The 18,269-nt window shown below is 64.1% G+C and carries 18 protein-coding genes and 1 pseudogene; 12 read left to right on the top strand and 7 right to left on the bottom strand.

The window, feature by feature from the left end; all coding sequences use genetic code 11:
* Window positions 1-18: 18 nt before the first annotated feature.
* Window positions 19-414: an EAL domain-containing protein gene (locus AC1D0I_RS15255; RefSeq protein WP_477396082.1), complete on the bottom strand. Its 396-nt coding sequence runs from the start codon at window positions 412-414 to the stop codon at window positions 19-21.
* 103 nt (window positions 415-517) lie between these two features.
* A pseudogene (locus AC1D0I_RS15250) lies at window positions 518-1,267 on the bottom strand (diguanylate cyclase); the annotation flags it as partial.
* A gap of 524 nt (window positions 1,268-1,791) precedes the next feature.
* Between AC1D0I_RS15250 and AC1D0I_RS15245 the strand changes: the two are divergent.
* A complete protein-coding gene (locus AC1D0I_RS15245) occupies window positions 1,792-2,187 on the top strand; it encodes a (R)-mandelonitrile lyase (RefSeq protein ID WP_477396080.1) in 396 nt (131 codons plus the stop codon).
* Between the two features lie 80 nt (window positions 2,188-2,267).
* On the opposite strand, the gene AC1D0I_RS15240 is transcribed toward AC1D0I_RS15245, so the two are convergent.
* Window positions 2,268-3,470: a pyridoxal phosphate-dependent aminotransferase gene (locus AC1D0I_RS15240; RefSeq protein ID WP_477396078.1), complete on the bottom strand. Its 1,203-nt coding sequence runs from the start codon at window positions 3,468-3,470 to the stop codon at window positions 2,268-2,270.
* Window positions 3,471-3,673: 203 nt separating this feature from the next.
* Here AC1D0I_RS15240 and AC1D0I_RS15235 point away from each other — a divergent pair, with 203 nt between their 5' ends.
* From AC1D0I_RS15235 to AC1D0I_RS15225, 3 genes are all read left to right on the top strand, one after another.
* A complete protein-coding gene (locus AC1D0I_RS15235; protein ID WP_477396076.1) occupies window positions 3,674-4,570 on the top strand; it encodes an EAL domain-containing protein in 897 nt (298 codons plus the stop codon).
* Window positions 4,567-5,415 carry an EAL domain-containing protein gene (locus AC1D0I_RS15230; protein WP_477396074.1) on the top strand — a complete coding sequence of 283 codons (849 nt, stop codon included), beginning with the start codon at window positions 4,567-4,569 and terminating at the stop codon, window positions 5,413-5,415. The genes AC1D0I_RS15235 and AC1D0I_RS15230 overlap by 4 nt, the downstream gene beginning before the upstream one ends.
* A gap of 305 nt (window positions 5,416-5,720) precedes the next feature.
* Window positions 5,721-6,329: a glutathione S-transferase family protein gene (locus AC1D0I_RS15225; RefSeq protein ID WP_477396072.1), complete on the top strand. Its 609-nt coding sequence runs from the start codon at window positions 5,721-5,723 to the stop codon at window positions 6,327-6,329.
* Between the two features lie 446 nt (window positions 6,330-6,775).
* Here the strand turns inward: AC1D0I_RS15225 and AC1D0I_RS15220 are convergent, their stop codons facing one another.
* Window positions 6,776-6,988 carry a cold-shock protein gene (locus AC1D0I_RS15220; protein ID WP_010910991.1) on the bottom strand — a complete coding sequence of 71 codons (213 nt, stop codon included), beginning with the start codon at window positions 6,986-6,988 and terminating at the stop codon, window positions 6,776-6,778.
* Window positions 6,989-7,274: 286 nt separating this feature from the next.
* Here AC1D0I_RS15220 and AC1D0I_RS15215 point away from each other — a divergent pair, with 286 nt between their 5' ends.
* A complete protein-coding gene (locus AC1D0I_RS15215; RefSeq protein ID WP_477300473.1) occupies window positions 7,275-7,604 on the top strand; it encodes a hypothetical protein in 330 nt (109 codons plus the stop codon).
* A gap of 63 nt (window positions 7,605-7,667) precedes the next feature.
* Here the strand turns inward: AC1D0I_RS15215 and AC1D0I_RS15210 are convergent, their stop codons facing one another.
* The gene (locus tag AC1D0I_RS15210) at window positions 7,668-8,237 is read right to left on the bottom strand and encodes a methylated-DNA--[protein]-cysteine S-methyltransferase (RefSeq protein WP_477300475.1); all 570 of its coding nucleotides are present in this window, start codon (window positions 8,235-8,237) and stop codon (window positions 7,668-7,670) included.
* A gap of 181 nt (window positions 8,238-8,418) precedes the next feature.
* Here AC1D0I_RS15210 and AC1D0I_RS15205 point away from each other — a divergent pair, with 181 nt between their 5' ends.
* Entirely contained in the window at window positions 8,419-9,351 is a 933-nt protein-coding gene (locus tag AC1D0I_RS15205) for a transglycosylase SLT domain-containing protein (protein WP_477396070.1), read from the top strand.
* A gap of 5 nt (window positions 9,352-9,356) precedes the next feature.
* A complete protein-coding gene (locus tag AC1D0I_RS15200) occupies window positions 9,357-9,845 on the top strand; it encodes a GNAT family N-acetyltransferase (RefSeq protein ID WP_095090942.1) in 489 nt (162 codons plus the stop codon).
* Between the two features lie 9 nt (window positions 9,846-9,854).
* Here the strand turns inward: AC1D0I_RS15200 and AC1D0I_RS15195 are convergent, their stop codons facing one another.
* The gene (locus AC1D0I_RS15195; protein WP_477396068.1) at window positions 9,855-10,199 is read right to left on the bottom strand and encodes a hypothetical protein; all 345 of its coding nucleotides are present in this window, start codon (window positions 10,197-10,199) and stop codon (window positions 9,855-9,857) included.
* A 179-nt stretch (window positions 10,200-10,378) separates the two neighbouring features.
* Here AC1D0I_RS15195 and AC1D0I_RS15190 point away from each other — a divergent pair, with 179 nt between their 5' ends.
* From AC1D0I_RS15190 to AC1D0I_RS15170, 5 genes are all read left to right on the top strand, one after another.
* The gene (locus tag AC1D0I_RS15190) at window positions 10,379-11,122 is read left to right on the top strand and encodes a DUF899 family protein (protein WP_477396066.1); all 744 of its coding nucleotides are present in this window, start codon (window positions 10,379-10,381) and stop codon (window positions 11,120-11,122) included.
* Window positions 11,123-11,434: 312 nt separating this feature from the next.
* Window positions 11,435-11,899, top strand: a complete 465-nt coding sequence (locus AC1D0I_RS15185) for a cupin domain-containing protein (protein ID WP_477396064.1) — start codon at window positions 11,435-11,437, stop codon at window positions 11,897-11,899.
* A gap of 74 nt (window positions 11,900-11,973) precedes the next feature.
* Window positions 11,974-12,366, top strand: a complete 393-nt coding sequence (locus tag AC1D0I_RS15180) for a RidA family protein (RefSeq protein WP_477396062.1) — start codon at window positions 11,974-11,976, stop codon at window positions 12,364-12,366.
* A gap of 284 nt (window positions 12,367-12,650) precedes the next feature.
* The gene (locus tag AC1D0I_RS15175; RefSeq protein ID WP_477396060.1) at window positions 12,651-13,043 is read left to right on the top strand and encodes a Rid family hydrolase; all 393 of its coding nucleotides are present in this window, start codon (window positions 12,651-12,653) and stop codon (window positions 13,041-13,043) included.
* A 255-nt stretch (window positions 13,044-13,298) separates the two neighbouring features.
* A complete protein-coding gene (locus AC1D0I_RS15170; protein WP_477396058.1) occupies window positions 13,299-14,474 on the top strand; it encodes an FAD-dependent monooxygenase in 1,176 nt (391 codons plus the stop codon).
* An 85-nt stretch (window positions 14,475-14,559) separates the two neighbouring features.
* Here AC1D0I_RS15170 and carB read toward each other — a convergent pair whose 3' ends face one another.
* Window positions 14,560-18,063 carry a carbamoyl-phosphate synthase large subunit gene (gene carB, locus AC1D0I_RS15165; protein ID WP_477396056.1) on the bottom strand — a complete coding sequence of 1,168 codons (3,504 nt, stop codon included), beginning with the start codon at window positions 18,061-18,063 and terminating at the stop codon, window positions 14,560-14,562.
* Window positions 18,064-18,269 lie beyond the last annotated feature (206 nt).

Raw genomic sequence — 18,269 nt, 5'->3', positions numbered from 1 at the left:
AAATTCTTCCGTGTCGCCTCAGGCGCTCAGCGCCAGCGGCTCGGCATGGACGGCAAGCAACGGACCAAGCTTGTCGCGCGGCGCCGGCCGGCCGAAGAAATAGCCCTGAAAACGATTGCAGCCGGCGGCCTTGGCCAAGGCGAATTCCTCTTGCGTCTCGACGCCCTCGGCGACGATGGTGACGTCCTGGATGCGTGCGATCTGGGCGAGCGCCGAAACGAAAATCTGCGCCACCTGGTCATGGGCGAGGCTGCGGATGTAGGAGCGGTCGATCTTGATGCTGTCGATCGGCAAGGTCTTCAGATAGTTGAAGCCGCAATGGCCGGTGCCGAAGTCGTCGAGCGCGATGTGGAAGCCGAGGCCGCGCAACGCTTCGAGGCGTCGCAGGATTTCGGGCGTGGCGGCGGTCGCCACCGTCTCGGTGATCTCGATGACGAATTGCGGCGCAACGGCCGGTTTCCTTCAGCACGCGATCGCACATGGTGACGATCTCGTCACGCTTCAGCTGTTCGCCGGAGACGTTGATCGATATGCGGCGTCCCGGGAAATGGCTGATATCGGCGCAGGCCCGCTTGAACACCCACTCGCCGAGCATGTCGATCAGGGTCGAGCGTTCGGCGATCGGAATGAACTCGGCCGGCGAGATCAGACCACGAACCGGGTGGCGCCAGCGGATCAGCCCTTCGAAGCCACAGGTGGAACTGTCCGGATTGACGATCGGCTGGTAGTGCAGCTCCAGTTCGCCGAGATAGACCGCCGCGCGCAACTCCCGCTCGACCAGGCGACGATAGCGCTTGTCGGACAGCATCTCCTCGTCGAACACGGTGACGCGGCCACGACCCGCCGCCTTGCTTTCATAGAGCGCCAGGTCGGCGACCAGCATCAGTTCCGTCGTGTTTGAGGCATGTGCCGGCGCCAGCGCCACGCCGACGGAAATGGACAACGGGATGGTCTTGCCCTCATGCGATTTCCCGGCCCGCATGGCATCCAGCAAGCGCCTGACTTTCTTGTTGATGATGGCGAGATCGTTGTGCGGGACGATGACGCCGAATTCGTCGCCGCCGAGCCGTCCGACCATGCCTCCGGCAAAGATGCGCTCGGCGGTCTTGACCAGATGTGCCAGAGCGAGGTCGCCGAACTGATGTCCGAACGTGTCGTTGAGCTGCTTGAAGTGATCGACGTCGATCAACAGCAAGGTCGCATCGCGCCGGTCGCGCATGCTGCCGAGACTGTCGTGCAGCGCTTCGAGGAAATAGCGGCGGGTCATCGCCCCGGTCATCGCGTCCCTGGTCAGGAAATGATGCTTTTCCGCCTCTGCGGCGGCGGCCGACCGCAAGCGATGGACGACGCTGCTGCGCATATACATCAGGGCCAGCAGGGCCAGGCTGGTGGCGAGGATCGAGATAGCGAAGGCGTTGCTGGACGGCTGGTCTCGCGAAAGGTCGACCACGCCAAGCACCGCGGCGCCGATGCTGATCAGAAGCAGCAACTGGATGCCGCGGTAGATCCGGCCGCTGTGATCCTTGATCGTCGCCAATATGCTCATCTCATCGCCCCTTGAAATGCGGGCTCAGGGCTAGTGAGCAGCTGTTAAGAAGACATTGAATTCGCCATCTTTCGGTGCCGCGACACGGTGCGGGGAGCGTTCATGGTTAAGGAGAAAAAATCGGTCTTGCGGCGGTGCGCGAAACGGCCGGTTGCGCCTGGGATGATATCGGCCGACAATGGATCTTGCGCCAATGTCCGGCGGCGTTTGTCGCCATCACCTCACCAAGTTCCAGGGTTTCCACGATGAAGATCATTGCTTGCGGCAGCGTGCCGACCATCATAGCGCCGGAGAAGTACTTCACCGGCCGCGTGTTGCAGACGCCGATCATCGAGAAGGAGGCGCCGGCGCGGCTGCGGGCCACGCTGGTCAGTTTCGAGCCGGGCGCGCGCACCCACTGGCACACGCACCCGCTCGGCCAGACACTCTACGTTACCTCAGGCGCCGGCCTTGCCCAGACATGGGGCGAACCGGTCCAGGAGATCAGGGCCGGCGACGTCATCTCGTTCGCGCCTGGCGAAAAGCACTGGCACGGTGCGGCGCTGAAATCGGCGATGACGCATATCGCCATGCAGGAGGCGCTGGACGGTGTCCATGCCGACTGGCTGGAAGAGGTGACGTCAGCGCAATATGGCGGCTGAGTGCCGAGCCCGTGAGGAGGCGTCGTTGCCAACAAAAAACCCGGCGGTGAAGCCGGGTTTTAATTCCAAGACTGGCCTTATCAGGTCAGCGATGCCGTGAAGCGCTGGATGCGTGTGCAGGCTTCCTCAAGCAGCGTCTCCGAAGTGGCGTAGGAGATGCGGAAGTTGGGGCCGAGGCCGAAGGCCGAGCCGAACACGACCGCGACCCCCTCGGCCTCGAGCAGTTCCGAGCAGAAAGTTTCGTCGGTGTCGATCACCTTGCCGGCTTTGGTCTTCTTGCCGATCAGCTGGGCGCAGGACGGATAGACGTAGAAGGCGCCTTCCGGCGACGGGCAGCTTATGCCGCGCGCCTGGTTGAGCATCGACACGACGAGATCGCGCCGGCCCTGGAAGATCGCCTTGTTCCTGGCGATGAAGTCCTGCGGGCCGTTGAGCGCCTCGACCGATGCCCATTGCGCGATGGTGCAGGCGCCCGAGGTCTGCTGGCCCTGGATCATGTCCATCGCCTTGATCAGCGCCACAGGACCTGCGGCATAGCCGATGCGCCAGCCGGTCATGGCATAGGCTTTCGACACGCCGTTCATGGTCAGCGTGCGCTCGTAGAGCTTCGGCTCGACTTCGGCGATGGTCTTGAAGACGAAGTCGCCATAGGTCAGGTGCTCGTACATGTCATCGGTCAGCGTCCAGACATGCGGATGCTTCAACAGCACGTCGGCCAGCGCGCGCAGTTCCGCCTCGGTATAGGCGGCGCCCGACGGGTTCGACGGCGAGTTCATCAGCAGCCATTTGGTGCGTGGCGTGATCGCCTTTTCCAGTACCGCGGCGGTCAGCTTGAAGCCGTTGTCGATCGAGGTGTCGGCAAACACGGAGGTGCCGCCGCAGATCGCCACCATCTCAGGATAACTGACCCAGTAGGGGCGCGGTATGATGACCTCGTCACCGGGGTTCAGTGTCGCCATGAAGGCGTTGAACAGGATCTGCTTGCCGCCGGTGCCGACAATGGTCTGCTCGGGCTTGTAGTCGAGATTGTTTTCGCGCTTGAACTTCTTCGCGATCGCCTCGCGCAGCGGCACGATGCCCGACACCGGCGGATATTTGGTTTCGCCACGGCGGATTGCCTCGATCGCCGCATTCTTGATGTTGTCGGGCGTATCGAAGTCCGGCTCGCCAGCGCCGAGGCCGATAATGTCACGGCCGGCATTTTTCAGCTCGCGCGCTTTCTGCGTCACCGCAATGGTCGCGGAGGGCTTTACGCGGGAAAGGGCGTCGGCGAGAAAGGCCATGACCGGATATCTCCAAACAAGGTCGGCGCGGGCCGGGAGCGGCCGCGGCGCTTCTCATGTCGCATGATTTCGCGCAGTGCAAGCATTGTCGGCTGATCCAGGCCTCAAGGACCCGTGATCGGCAACGATAAATTCATTAACGGGCGGTAGAGGCTTGCGTGACAGGATCACAGTTTGACCGCCAGTTCGCGGAGCGAGGAACCGTGTCGCGCAGCATCGGGCTTGCCCACATTATCCGTCAGGACGACGGCACCTCGACCGGTGTCTGGGGCATCTACACGCTGCAAAGCGCCTTCCAGCCGATCTTCGCCTTCAACGAAGGCAAGCTGTCGGTGGCCGCGTTCGAAGGGCTGATCCGGCCGTTCCGCGACGGCGAGCCGCAATCGCCGATGAGCTTTTTCAGCACCTGCCCGGCCGCCGACCGCCTGCATGTCGAGGCGCTGACCAGGACGCTGCATCTTCTGAACGCCGGCGCCTGCTTGCCGGAGGAGGCCTTGATCTTCGTCAATTTCGACCCGTCGGTGTTCACCGAGCGCACCGTTGCCGACAATGCCTTGCGCGAAATGCGGCTGGTGTTGCACGAGGCCGGCATCGATCCGCGCCGCGTGGTCTGCGAAGTGACCGAGCAGYGGTCGGCGTCGCAGGAGACCCTGCACAGTTTCGTCGCAGCACTTCGGGCCAACGGCTTTCGCATCGCAGTCGACGATTATGGCGCCGATGATTCCGACATCAACCGCGTCAAGGAGCTGAAGCCCGACATCGTCAAATTCGACGCCTTCTGGATCACGCAGCTGATGGAGTCCGGCGCCGGCTTCGCGCTGCTGACCACCATGGTGACAAGTTTCGAGCAGCAAGGCATCCGCACGGTGTTCGAGGGCATCGAGGAGGGCTGGCAACTGGAACTCGCCGAGAAATCGGGAGCGTCGATGGTGCAGGGTTTCGTGCTGGCGCGGCCGGAACTTGCACCGACAAGCTTTCGCGTCTTCGGCAAATCCACGCAGCAGGCCGCCCCCGCGGCCGTTGAAGCCGCGCCTGTCCAACCGGCCTCACCGCACGCGACACGGCCAGCAAAACCCTTCGGGCGCAAGGTGGCGCCATGAAGCGCGAGCGGCGGCGCGATGTCGGCAACGCGATCCAGGTCGACGAAGTCGGTATCGAATACGGCATCCATGGCGAGTTCCGGCTGCGCAGCGCCTATCAGCCGATTTTCGCGCCGCGCGGCCGCTTCCTTCACGCCGTCGCGGTCGAAGCCCTGATCGAGCCGCACCGTGCCGGCCGCCCCGGTGCGCCGAAGGTGTTTTTTGAAAGCATTGCCGCTTCCGACCGGTTGTTTGTCGAGACCATGTGCCGGGTGCTTCACCTCAGGAATTTTCACAACATCGGCGTCGACGGGCTCGATCTGTTTTTCAACTACAATCCGCTGATCAACGACCATCCCGGGCGGGCGTTGGCCGAGATCCGGCTGATGACCAGATATCTTGGCGATTTCGGCCTCGCGCCGGCCATGCTGGTCTGCGAAATCACCGAACAGGCGGCCGACGACGCGCTTCTCATCCGACTGGTGCGCGAAATGCGGCGCGACGGCATCCGCATCGCAATCGACGATTTCGGCACCGGCCACTCGACGGAGGAGCGGGTCAGCCTGCTCCATCCCGACATCGTCAAGATCGACGGCACCTGGTTCGCCGAGTTCTGCCGCCATGCCGCCGCCGAACGGTTCTTCCGCCCGCTGGTTTCGACCTTGCACGACCGTGGCGCCAAGGTGCTGGTCGAAGGCATCGAGCAGCCCACACACCTGCGCGTCGCGCTCGAAGGCGGCGTCGACCTGCTGCAGGGTTTTCTTCTCGCCCGCCCGGCGCTGGCCGGCACGATCTTCAACGAAGAGCCGCTCTCCGTCGACACGCTGCTTGGCAGGGACAACAAGGTTGTGCCGCTGTTCGGCTAGGGCACGTCGGCGGTTGGCGAAATCCGTGGCGAGGGCGTCCTTCTCCCCGTCACTATACGGGGAGAAGATGGCGGCAGCCAGATGAGGGGCAGCGCGGACTTCTCGCGGTAGACGGCTCAGGTCCGAAGAGAAAAATCCTGATGCGTCGCGCTGCCCCTCATCGCCCTGCCGGGCACTTCTCCCCGTAAACGGGGAGAAGGACGCTTACATCAGCGGCGCTGATGGTCGTGCCAAAACAAATCATTGGTTGCGGCGGGAGCCGCTGCGATAATCGCGCCGGCATAGGCAGCGCACGGGGCACGGCAATGATACTCTACAGCATGATCGACAGCGGCAATTGCTACAAGCCGCGGCTGCTGATGGCCAAGCTTGGCCTCGCCTTCACCAATGTCGAGGTGAGTTCGCATACGGGTGAGACGCGAAAAGCGGACTATGTCGCCAAGAACCCGAACGCCATGGTGCCGCTGCTCGAGCTCGACGACGGCCGCCGGCTCGCCGAATCCAACGCCATCCTGCTGTATCTCGCCGAAGGCACGCGCTTCCTGCCAGCGGACAGGTACGAACGGGGACTGACCTATCAATGGCTGTTCTTCGAGCAATACAGCCACGAGCCCTATATCGCGGTGCGCAAGGCGCTGCTGACCTTTCCCGAACGCGCCCGGGATGCGACGCCGGAGCGGCTGGCGGTGACGCTGGAGCGTGGCAACAAGGCGCTCGGCGTGATGAACAAACATCTGGAAACCAATGCGTTCTTCGCTGGCGGTGCCTACAGCATCGCCGACATCGCGCTCTATGCCTATACGCATACGGCAGAGCAGGGCGGCTTCCAGCTTGGTGCCTATCCAGCGGTGACAGACTGGCTTGGCCGGGTGGAAGCGGATCCAGGGCACGCGCCGATGGACTGGGTGGGGTGAGCAACTTTGGAGATTGGCGAAAGCTTCGGCCGGAGCGTCCTTCTCCCCGTCTCTATACGGGGAGAAGATGGCGGCAGCCAGATGAGGGGCGGCGCCAGCCTTTGTCGTAGTTGGGCTTGGTTTGGCGATAGGCAATCTTGAGGCGTCGCGCTGCCCCTCATCGCCCTGCGGGGCACTTCTCCCCGTATAGGGACGGGGAGAAGGACGCTGTATCGCCGGTTTAGCCAATTGTCGGTGTCTGAACCCCAGACAAACAAAAAGGCGGGATAAATCCCGCCTTCCCATTTTCGGTAGCCTGATCGGGAGCGTCCGGTCCGGGCTGGCAGCTATCTGCTGATCCAGTCTGTCGGGTCTTTCCGCTCCGGCGCGCTTCTCGCGCGACTGTCAGTACATCCGTGACTTGCCGCGCGCCCCGAGCTCTCGCCCGGCGCGCGCCATTCGCAAAATCAGGCTGCCTTGCTCAGAGATCCAGCGGACGACTTGCCAGTGCGGCGGTCCTGCTCGATCTCGAAGTTGATCTTCTGGCCTTCGACCAGCGTCGACAGTCCAGCACGCTCGACAGCGGAGATGTGGACGAATACGTCCGCGCCGCCCGCGTCAGGCTGGATGAAGCCGAAGCCCTTGGTGGCGTTGAACCACTTGACCGTTCCAGTTGCCATTTAGATAGTCCTTCACATTTGCTTTAGATTGACCGGACCGAAGTCCAGCCGGTGTGCATCGAGATTTTGGAGATAGACGTCAGCAAACGCGATTATCGCGAGGCCCGGATCGATCGGCCGAAATATCAATGGAACGCATATAGGCTGCTTTCGCACGAAAAACAAGACTGCGTGAGAAGGCCGTGATCAGGATGCCGCCCAATGGCCGCCCCAATCGCGTGAGAGCGTCGCAACAGGATCGGGCCCCGGCGGTGTTCAATCCGGGAGGAGCTTGGGGGAGAGGACCATGAAAACCATTCTGCTTGCCGCCTGCCTGACGCTGGTGGCCGCCGAGGCGCAGGCGATCTCGCGCTATGATCCGACGCGTATGAGCTGCGGGCGTGTCCAGTCGACGATCGCGCGGCACGGCGCCGTCATCCTGCGTTACCAGTCGACGCGGGTGCCGGGCCTGCCGCTCTATGACCGCTATGTCCAGAGCGAGCAGTTCTGCACCATGGGCGAGGTGAGGGCACGCGCCTACGTGCCGAGCGCCGACACCAGGTCCTGTCCGGTCTATACCTGCAAGCGGCCGGACTATGATCGGCATTTCCGCCGGCGCTTCTTCCACAACGACTAGGGCAATTCCGGGAAAGGGCGTAGCGCTTTGCCTAGGGAAATTGCGTCAAGACAGAGAGATGGTTCAGAACCCGAAGGAAACCTGCGCTGGTGGCGGCGGGCCGACGCGCACGCCTTCCATGGCCAGCATCTTCTCCTTGGTGTTCGAGCCACCGGGTGCCGAGAAGCCGCCGATCTTGCCGCCGGCGGCAAGGATGCGATGGCAGGGAATGACCAGCGGCACCGGATTGGCGCCAAGGGCAGCACCGGTTTCGCGCGGCAGACCGCCATGGCCGGCGCGTTTGGCCAGTTCGCCATAGGTGGTGGTTTCGCCATAGCCGAGCTTTCGCGCCGCGTCGTAGATGGCAAGGCGGAAGTCGTCGATGCCGTCGAGATCGACCGGCACGCCGGTGAAGTCGACATCCTCGCCGGCTGCATAGGCCTTGATCGAGGCGATCAGGTCGACGACCCATGGCGGCTGGGTTGTGGAGGCGGAAACGCCGGCATGGCGCATCAGCCGCCGTTCCACCGCCTCGCGGCTGCGTTCAGGCAGGCAGAGCCGGATCAGGCCCTTTTCGCTCCAGGCGATGCCCATGAAGCCGATCACTGTTTCTAACACTGCGTGGCCGGCTGTGATCGAAGATGTCGTTTCCATGATGCGTTCCTTTCCGCAAAGTGGCGAAATCCGGCATTCGCCCCGGTACATATCCAGAACAATATGGCATCAGGCCTCAAGTCTCGCCACCCGAAAACCACCTGAGGGCCCCGATTGCCGGTCGTGAATCGCTGGTGTAAGGAATTTCTTAATAACCCGACAAATCGGACCCGAGCGCGGCTTGCCAGCAAAACACACTCTTATCGCGATCGGCGTGATCCTGGCTGCCGCCGGCATCAGCGGTTGCACGTCGACCTCGCAGATGAAACCCGCGCCTGCCCTGACCGAAACCGCGACTGCCGCCGGTGCTGACGCCGGCTTCACGATACCGCTGCCGGAGACGGTTTCGGTGCTGCCGGAATCATCGGGAATCGCGCCCGTTCAGACGGCTGAATTGACGCCCGCCCCGGCCACGCCGGCACCCGATGCCGCCGTCCAGCCGGCTGCCGCGACCGCCGCCTTCGCCGGATCGACCCCGGCAGCGCCGGCGGTACCCGCCATCAAGACCGCCAATGCCTGGCAAGCGCCGCCGCCGGCGACCGCAGGCGAGACCGTCAAGACGGCCGAGACCTATTCGACCGCCGGGCTCGTCATGCCCGCGACCGCCAAGGGCGACCGGAAGGTCGTGCCAGGCGTCCAGCAGGTCGCCTATATGGTGCCGCAGAACCCGGCTGCGCTCGTCCAGTTCCCGATGGCACCTGCCGAAGAAGAGCACGCGCCGGGCGTGCGTGGTGACGTCGAGCGTCTGATCGAGAAATACGCCGCCCTCTACCAGGTGCCGGTCGATCTGGTGCGCCATGTCGTCAACCGCGAGAGCACGTTCAACCCGAAAGCCTACAACAATGGCCATTGGGGGCTGATGCAGATCAAGCACGCGACGGCGCGCGGCATGGGCTATGACGGACCGGCCAAGGGCCTGTTCGACGCCGAGACCAATTTGAAATACGCGGTCAAATATCTGCGTGGCGCCTGGCTGGTGTCCGGCGGCAACGCCAAGCGGGCCGACTGGCTCTACCAGACCGGCTATTATTTCGACGCCAAGCGCAAGGGCCTGCTCGAGGCGACCGGGCTCGGCCGCGACCGCCAGCGCAGCCGTCTGCAGCCCGACGCCTGAGCGCGATGCCGGAACCGCGGCCGCCGGCCCTGAACGATATCCGGCTGCGCAAGATCCTCGACGAGACGCTGGTTCCCGCGCACTGGCCGGAAGGCTTTGTGATGCGCTGCTTCGAGCCCGGCGATGCGCCGGCCCTGCATGCGCTCCTGACCGACGTGTTCGACGACGGTGCCGACGGCCCGTTCGACGAATGGTGGCCGCGCATATCAGGCGATCCCGAATTCGACCCGGCGCTGTGTTTCCTGGTCATCGACGCCAAGGGCCGGCTGGCGGCGGCGGCGCTGTGTTGGACGCGCGCCTTCGTCAAGGACCTAGCCGTCCATCCCGAGGCGCGCGGCAAGGGCATTGCCGAAGCGCTGATGTGGCACGCCTTCGCCACCTTTCGCGCACGCGGCGCTGACTATGTCGACCTGAAGACCAACACCGAAGAGAACGCCGCCGCAGTGCGGCTCTACGATCGGCTCGGCATGTTCGAGGTCGATTGGTACAGCTGAGCGGAGCGCTCAGATGTCCGGCGCGTTGCCGATCTTCCGCTTGAGGTCCAGCGCCCAGGCGCGGCCCTCGTCGCCGCCCCACAGCAGCCAGGCGATGTGGCCGGCCGACGGGTTTTGCTCGTTGCCGTAGTTCCTGCCGCGCTTGTCGACCTCGTGGCGGGCGAAATAGCTGACCATGCGGCGGATGGTGGAGGGCGCGAGCTTTTCCCGGTTCTTCAGTTCGGTGGCGCGGGCCACGCCGATCTCGGTGCCGCCACGGCCGAATTCGCCGCGCAGCCGCAGCCCCTTGGCGGCATTGTTGGCCACCACTTGCGGGCAGCGCAGGTCGATCTCGTCGCCATCGTCGTCGTGCATTTTGTCCCCCGGACTGCTGGCTTATCCTGTGGGGAGAATGCTGGGAAGAGAGGGAGGTTCCGCTGCGAGAAAGTCGTTTCGGCCATTCGCAAAAATGTCGGCACCGATCGCCGCCAAACGTCCTTTGGTCGCAGAGCAACCGCGCCGGGACGCCGGCGCCGCGACCGAAGGAGCCGATCATGATCACCTTTCCCAACGAATCCGCCAAATACCGCACCGCCCGCGAAAAACTGCTGCAGAAGGAAATCGGGCTGCGCCGCGCAATGGAAGAGGTTGCGGTTGCGCGCCGCGCGCTGCCGCCCGGTGGGCTGGTGCCGCAGGACTATGTGTTCGACGCACTGGGACCGGACGGCAAGCCCGGGACGGTAAAACTGTCGGAGCTGTTTGCGCCCGGCAAGGATTCGCTCATCCTCTACAACATGATGTTTCCCCGCCACCCGCGCGAGACGCGCGACGTGGCGACCAGCGGCGGCACGGCGAAGCTCGCACGGCCGGACCAGCCATGCCCGTCCTGCACAGCGCTGCTCGACCAGTTCGACGGCGCGGTCGGCCATCTCGAAGCCGGCGGCTTCAACTTCGCCGTGGTGGCGAAAACCGCGCTCGAAAACCTGGTCACGCTCGGCCGCGACCGAGGCTGGCGCAACATGCGGCTGGTGTCTTCGGCCAACAACGGCTTCAAGCGCGACTACAATGCGGAGGCGGCCGACGGCGCACAGTCGCCGCTGCTGTCGGTGTTCCATCGCGACGCCGACGGCATCCGCCATTTCTGGAGTTCCGAACTGGATTTTGCGCCAACGGACCCAGGCCAGGATCCGCGTGGCGTCGGCACCTGCGAGCCGCTGTGGAACCTGATGGATTTCACGCCCGAGGGCCGGCCGAACTGGAACGAGCAGCTGCAATATGGCGAGGCGTGCTGTCACTAAGGGGGCAGGGGCTCGTTCTGTACGGTGGGCAATCGCTTCAGGTTGGTTCGCACCTTCCGGACGCTGGCGCCGCCCCTCACCTGCCTGCCGGCATCCTCTCCCCGTAGAACGGGGAGAGGGGAGCTGTAATCGACGCTTTCGCCAATCGACAGCGCTGCAGGAAGAGAGCCGACGTCGCGGCAGGCCCCTTTCTCCCCGTTCCACGGGGAGAAATGCCCGGCAGGGCAATGAGGGGCAGCGCCGACGTCGGCAAGGCTGTCTGTGCCAAGCGGTTCTTGTCTACAATGTCGGCACAAACCGGGAGAGCATTCCATGCCCAAGATCGACCTGTCAGCCGTGCCGGTCCGCAAAGGCTCCGGCTACCCCGCGCCTTTCGATCAACCCTGTGCCGGCCGCACGCGGCGGCGGCTGGGCGATGCGGGCGGGCTCACCGATTTCGGGATCAATCTGATGACCTTGCCGCCCGGCGGCTGGTCCAGCCAGCGCCACTGGCACAGCCATGAAGACGAGTTCGTCACCGTGCTGGAGGGCGAACTGACGCTGGTCGAGGACGGCGGCGAAACGCTGCTCAAGGCAGGCGACTGCGCGACCTTCGCCAAGAACAGCGGCAACGGCCATCACCTGATCAACCGGTCGTCTACCACGGTGCTCTATCTGGAGGTCGGCTCGCGCAACCCGGACGATGTCATCACATGCTCCGACATCGACATGATGAGCCCAAGTTCCGACGGGCGTTTCCTGCACAAGGACGGTAGGCCGTATCCGGGGCAGGGCTAGCTCTGGCCCATGCATCCGCGCTGGCGTTCACCGGGCGGCGCGATAAGCTCCCGTCAAACCCAGGGAGGATTGCCGTGAAGAAAGAAATCATCGAAGTGCCGGTGCTGTCGGCAGCCGTGCGTGCTCTGGGCGTGCCACTGTCGCTGGTGACCAAAGCCGGCGGACTGGTCTTCGTGTCCGGCACGCCGCCGCTCGATATCTCGACCGGCAAACTGGTCAAGGGCGACATCGAAACGCAGACCGAAGCGTCGCTGAAGGCGCTGAAGCATTGCCTGGAAGCGGCCGGCACCTCGCTGGACAATGTGGTGATGGTGCGCATCTACGCCGTCAATTCCGGCTTCTACAACGCCATCAACCGCGTCTATGCCAGGCATTTTCCCGAGAACCCGCCGTCGCGGACCTTCGTGCCGGTGGCGTCATGGCCAATGGAGTTCGATATAGAGATCGAGTGTGTGGCGGTGGGTTGAGCCGAGCTGAGCTCCCGCTTCTACCCCTGTGGGAGAAGGTGTCGCCGAAGGCGACGGATGAGGGGTGTTCCAGGGAACGCCAACGCCTCACTCCGCTGGAGCACCCCTCATCCGTCTCGGCGCTATCGCGCCGATCCACCTTCTCCCCCCAGGGGGAGAAGGTAAGGGGCGCTCCCCGCGCCGCATCTGGGCAGGGGTGAGCGGCGTCAGTCCTGGACCATCGCTCGGCTCTGGCATTCGGCCGGTGGCGCGATAAGCTCCCGGCAAACCCAGGGAGGATTGCCGTGAAGAAGGAAGTCATCGAAGTGCCGGTCATGTCGGCCAAGGTGCGGGCGCTCGGCCTTCCCTGTTCGACAGCGGTGAAGGCCAACGGCTTCGTGTTCATCTCGGCGACGCCGCCGGTGGACATGGTGACCGGCGAGATGGTGCGCGGCGACATCGAAACGCAGACCGAGGCATCGCTGAAGGCGCTGAAACATTGCCTGGAGGCAGCAGGCACCTCACTCGAAAATGTGGTGATGGTGCGCATCTACGCCGTCAATTCCGGCTTCTACAACGCCATCAACCGGGTCTATTCCAAGTACTTCAGCGTCAGCCCGCCGGCGCGCAGCTTCGTGCCGGTGGCCTCATGGCCGATGGAGTTTGATATCGAGATCGAGTGCGTGGCGGTGGCGTGAGCGGCGCAGCGATTTGGAGTCCGACACCGCCTTCTGTCCGCCCATGGTGTTGAAGACGATCAGCACCTGACGGTTACGTATGGCGTCTTCGATGTTGGGGCGGCTTTCCAGCACCTTGTTCTCGGCGACGACGCACCCCTTACAACATGATCGCCGTTTGCCTGCGCTGTGCGCCGGCGCTAGGCTGCCAATATTCACGGGCGGCCGCAGTGGCGGCACCCGCCAAGGGCTGACGATGCTTGAGAAGCCGGAGCAATGAGCACGAGCCCGCTACGCGTGGCGGTCGTTGGCGGCGGCATCGGCGGCGCCGCCGCTGCTGCCGCCCTGCTTCAACGTGGCATGGACGTCCGTCTCTACGAGCAGGCTACGGCCCTGGCCGAGGTTGGCGTCGGCGTCGTGATCCAACCGAACGGTGTCCGGATGCTTCGGCGGCTCGGCCTCGGTGACGAGCTGATCCGCTCGGGGGCCAGATGGATCGACCCACAGTTTCGTCGCGCCGATGGATCCTATGCGGCGGCGATGTGGCCCCCCGCGCTTGCCAGCCAAATCGAGTTCTACGGCATGCACCGCGCCGATTTGCTGGCAATGTTCGTCGACCGGCTACCTGCCGATAGTGTGAAGACCGGCCACAGATGTATCGGCTTCGAACAGGACGATGAGCAGGCCGTCATCACTTTCGCCAATGGTTTGCGCACCACGGCCGACGTCGTGATCGCGGCGGACGGTATCCATTCTACCCTTCAGCAGTTCGTAGTTGCCCCGTCCGCCCCGCTCTATTCGGGATCGGTCGCCTATCGAGGGGTGATCCCGGCGGCTGGTGTCTCGTGGCCGCCGGGAGCGATGCGCAACTGGCTTGGTGCAGGCAAGCATTTTCTCGTCTATCCGGTGCGCGCCGGCCTGCTCATCAACTACGTCGGCTTTGTGACGACTGACGAGCCGATGAAGGAGTCATGGTCGGCACGGGGCGATCCCGCCGCCCTTGCTCGGGAGTTCGCCGGCTGGGACCCCATAGTTGAGACGGTCATTGCCCAACTGAAAACGACGTTTCGGTGGGGCCTGTTCGATCGTGAGCCGCTCGCAACCTGGACTCGCGGACGCCTGACCCTGCTGGGCGACGCCGCCCACCCAATGCTGCCGCATTTGGGACAAGGAGCCAATCAGGCCATCGAAGACGCAGTTGCCTTGGCGACCGTGCTGAGCCACGCAGACCGCAAGTCCGCCCCACGGGCGCTGCTGATTTACGAGCAGCTGCGGCGCGAGCGGACTGCCGGCGTCCAGCGCATGGCGCGCGTGAATGGTGCTCGCTATGACGCATCTAGCGGCGACTTGCATAACCGCGACCGCAAGCTTGAAGCTCAGCCGCAGGAACGCGCCTGGGTCTGGAATTACGACGCCGATGCCGAAGCCATGGCAGCCGCCGCTTCGCTCTAGAGCTTTGTTTTGACGCAATTCCCTAGGGAAAGCGCTTTGCGCTTTTCCCGGGAAAACCGCTTCACACTTTTCCTGGAATTGCTCTCTAAGCAAAATACTCCTGCAGCGGCCGCACTTCGAGGCTCCCCGCCTTCAGCGCTGCAATCGCCTCCGCCACAGCAGCGGCGCCCGACAGCGTCGTGTAATACGGCACTTTCTGCATCAGCGTTGCGCGGCGGAGCGACTTGGAGTCCGACACCGCCTTCTGGCCATCCGTCGTGTTGAAGACGATCTGCACTTGACGGTTGCGGATGGCGTCTTCGATGTGGGGGCGGCCTTCCAGCACCTTGTTGATCTTCTCGGCGACGACGCCGTTTTCGGCGAGGAAGCGGGCCGTGCCCGATGTTGCCATCACCTTGAAGCCGAGGCCGGCGAGGCGCTTGACCGCCGGCAGAATGCCTTTCTTGTCCTCGTCGCGCACCGAGACGAACAGCGTGCCGGAGCGTGGCAGGTCGACGCCGGCGCCCAGCTGGCTCTTGGCGAAGGCCAGCGCGAAATCGCGGTCGAGGCCCATGACCTCGCCGGTCGAGCGCATTTCCGGTCCGAGCAATATGTCGACGCCGGGGAAGCGGGCGAAGGGGAACACCGCTTCCTTGACTGCGATGTGGCCGGGATTCCTGGGGTCTGGCATGGCGCCGTAATGGGCGAAGGCGTCTTCCAGCGTCTCGCCGGCCATGATGCGGGCAGCGATCTTGGCAATCGGACGCCCGATGGTCTTGGCGACGAAGGGCACGGTGCGGGATGCGCGCGGGTTGACCTCCAGCACATAGACCGTGCCGTCCTTGATCGCATATTGCACGTTCATCAGGCCGCCGACATTGAGCGCGCGGGCAAGTGCGGCCGTCTGGCGCTCCAGCTCATCCACCAGCTCCGAAGGCAGCGAGTGCACCGGCAGCGAGCAGGCACTGTCGCCCGAATGGATGCCGGCCTCCTCGATGTGCTCCAATATGCCGGATACGAAGGTCGCCTTGCCGTCGCACAGGCAATCGACATCGACCTCGATGGCGCCTGAGAGATAGGTGTCGAACAGCAGCGGGTTCTTGCCCAGGAGCGTGTTGATCTGTCCGGTCTTGTCGTTGGGGTATTTCTGCTTGATGTCCTCCGGTACCAGGCCGGGCACGGTGTCGAGCAGGTAGGATTGCAGCATGCCCTCGTCATGGATGATCTGCATGGCGCGGCCGCCCAGCACATAGGACGGGCGCACCACCAGCGGGAAGCCGAGCTCGCCGGCGACGAGGCGCGCCTGCTCGACCGAGTAGGCGATACCGTTCTTCGGCTGGGTCAGGCCGAGCTTGTGCAGCAGCTTCTGGAAGCGGTCGCGGTCTTCGGCSAGATCGATCATGTCGGGCGAGGTGCCGAGGATCGGGATGCCGGCCTTTTCYAGTGCATCCGCCAGCTTCAGCGGCGTCTGGCCRCCGAACTGGACGATGACGCCGACCAGTTCGCCCGAGGCCTGCTCGGCGCGCAGGATCTCCAGCACGTCTTCCGCCGTCAGCGGCTCGAAATAGAGCCGGTCCGAGGTGTCGTAGTCGGTCGACACGGTCTCGGGGTTGCAGTTGATCATAATCGCCTCATAGCCGGCGTCGCGCAGCGCAAAGGCCGCGTGGCAGCAGCAATAGTCGAACTCGATACCCTGGCCGATGCGGTTCGGCCCGCCGCCGAGGATGACGACCTTCTTGCGCGCCGACACCTGCGCCTCGTTGGCCAGCGCGCCGGCGAACGGCACTTCATAGGTCGAATACATGTAGGCGGTGGGCGAGGCGAACTCGGCCGCGCAGGTGTCGATGCGCTTGTAGACCGGATGAACGTCGAGCTTTTCGCGGACCTTCGCGATCACTTCGATGTCGGTCCTGGTCAGCGACGCCAGGCGTGCGTCGGAAAAGCCCATCGCCTTCAGCATGCGCAGATTGACGGCGTCCCCGGGGATGCCGTGCTCGCGGATGCGGGCTTCCATGGCGACGATGCCGGCGATCTGCTCGAGGAACCACGGGTCGATCTTGCACATGGCGTGCACGTCTTCCAGCGAGGTGCCCATGCGGATCGCCTGCGCAACCATGCGCAGCCGGTCGGGCGTCGGCGTGCCCAGTGCTGCGCGAATGGCGTTGCGATCGTCGGCATGGTTGGCGATCGCGGTCCCATGGCCGAGGCCGGGGATCTCGATCTCGTCCAAACCTGTCAGGCCGGTTTCGAGACCACGCAGCGCCTTCTGCAGCGATTCCTGGAAAGTGCGGCCGATAGCCATCACTTCGCCGACCGACTTCATGGCGGTGGTCAGCACCGGTTCGGCGCCGGGGAATTTCTCGAAGGCGAAACGCGGGATCTTGGTGACGACGTAGTCGATCGACGGCTCGAACGAGGCCGGCGTGGCGCCGCCGGTGATGTCGTTCTCCAGCTCGTCCAGCGTGTAGCCGACGGCGAGCTTGGCCGCGATCTTGGCGATCGGGAAACCCGTCGCCTTCGAAGCCAGGGCCGACGAGCGCGAGACGCGCGGGTTCATCTCGATGACGACCAGGCGGCCATCGGCCGGGTTGACGGCGAACTGCACGTTGGAACCGCCGGTCTCGACGCCGATCTCGCGCAGCACCGCGATCGAGGCGTTGCGCATCATCTGGTATTCTTTGTCGGTCAGCGTGAGGGCAGGGGCGACGGTGATCGAATCGCCGGTATGCACGCCCATCGGGTCGATGTTCTCGATCGAGCAGACGATGATGCAATTGTCCGCCTTGTCGCGGACGACCTCCATCTCATACTCTTTCCAGCCGAGCACGCTTTCCTCGATCAGCACTTCGGTGGTCGGCGAGGCGTCGAGGCCGGACTGGACGATGTCGTAGAATTCGGCGCGGTTGTAGGCGATGCCGCCGCCGGTGCCGCCCATGGTGAAGGACGGGCGGATGATGGCCGGCAGGCCGACATGGTCGAGCGCCTGGGCTGCGATCGCCATGCCATGGCTGATGTAGCGCTGCTTGCGGTCGCCTTCGCCGAGGTTCCAGCGGGTTTCCAGCGCGTCGAGCGCGGCGTCGAGATCGGCCGGGGCCTCGGCCTTGACGGCGGCGCGCTCGGCCTCGTGCGTCTTGCGGTCGGTATTCTTGACGTCGGTGGCGTTGGCCAGCATCGACTTCGGCGTTTCCAGCCCGATCTTCTTCATCGCCTCGCGAAACAGCGCGCGGTCCTCGGCCTTGTCGATCGCCGTGGCGTCGGCGCCGATCATCTCGACATTGTAGCGGTCGAGCACGCCCATGCGGCGCAGCGACAGAGCGGTGTTGAGCGCAGTCTGGCCGCCCATGGTCGGCAGCAGCGCATCGGGCCGCTCCTTGGCGATGATCTTGGCGACGACTTCGGGCGTGATCGGTTCGATATAGGTGGCGTCGGCCAGTTCCGGATCGGTCATGATGGTGGCCGGGTTGGAATTGACCAGGATGACGCGAAAACCCTCTTCCTTCAGCGCCTTGCACGCCTGGGTGCCGGAATAATCGAACTCGCAGGCCTGGCCGATGACGATGGGGCCGGCCCCGATGATCAGGATCGACTTGATGTCAGTGCGTCTTGGCATGGGCGATAAGTTCCGTTCGGCGGGCGGCTTGCACAAAAAACCGGGACGGGAAGACCCGGCCGGTTGTGCTCGCGATTCTGGTATCAGGCTAGGAGGGCCTTATAGGGAAGAGTTTTGCCCGATGTAACCCCGAAAATGAGGGGCCTCACAACCGAGCAGACAAGCGTCTCGTTCCGTCGCGCCCCCCTCTGCCCTGCCGGGCATCT

The sequence above is a fragment of the Mesorhizobium sp. P2_D1 genome (genome assembly GCF_056404455.1).
Note: the sequence above shows the minus strand (reverse complement) of the source record. Positions and strands in the feature narration are given on the sequence as shown.

Bases quoted from the DNA above. Each gene is read 5' to 3' on its own strand.
- AC1D0I_RS15200 (WP_095090942.1), top strand. From the start codon at position 9,357: ATGCCGGAACCGCGGCCGCCGGCCCTGAACGATATCCGGCTGCGCAAG.
- AC1D0I_RS15240 (WP_477396078.1), bottom strand. From the start codon at position 3,470: ATGGCCTTTCTCGCCGACGCCCTTTCCCGCGTAAAGCCCTCCGCGACC.
- AC1D0I_RS15230 (WP_477396074.1), top strand. From the start codon at position 4,567: ATGAAGCGCGAGCGGCGGCGCGATGTCGGCAACGCGATCCAGGTCGAC.
- AC1D0I_RS15210 (WP_477300475.1), bottom strand. From the start codon at position 8,237: ATGGAAACGACATCTTCGATCACAGCCGGCCACGCAGTGTTAGAAACA.
- AC1D0I_RS15195 (WP_477396068.1), bottom strand. From the start codon at position 10,199: ATGCACGACGACGATGGCGACGAGATCGACCTGCGCTGCCCGCAAGTG.
- AC1D0I_RS15245 (WP_477396080.1), top strand. From the start codon at position 1,792: ATGAAGATCATTGCTTGCGGCAGCGTGCCGACCATCATAGCGCCGGAG.
- AC1D0I_RS15170 (WP_477396058.1), top strand. From the start codon at position 13,299: ATGAGCACGAGCCCGCTACGCGTGGCGGTCGTTGGCGGCGGCATCGGC.
- AC1D0I_RS15220 (WP_010910991.1), bottom strand. From the start codon at position 6,988: ATGGCAACTGGAACGGTCAAGTGGTTCAACGCCACCAAGGGCTTCGGC.
- AC1D0I_RS15190 (WP_477396066.1), top strand. From the start codon at position 10,379: ATGATCACCTTTCCCAACGAATCCGCCAAATACCGCACCGCCCGCGAA.
- AC1D0I_RS15215 (WP_477300473.1), top strand. From the start codon at position 7,275: ATGAAAACCATTCTGCTTGCCGCCTGCCTGACGCTGGTGGCCGCCGAG.
- AC1D0I_RS15185 (WP_477396064.1), top strand. From the start codon at position 11,435: ATGCCCAAGATCGACCTGTCAGCCGTGCCGGTCCGCAAAGGCTCCGGC.
- AC1D0I_RS15225 (WP_477396072.1), top strand. From the start codon at position 5,721: ATGATACTCTACAGCATGATCGACAGCGGCAATTGCTACAAGCCGCGG.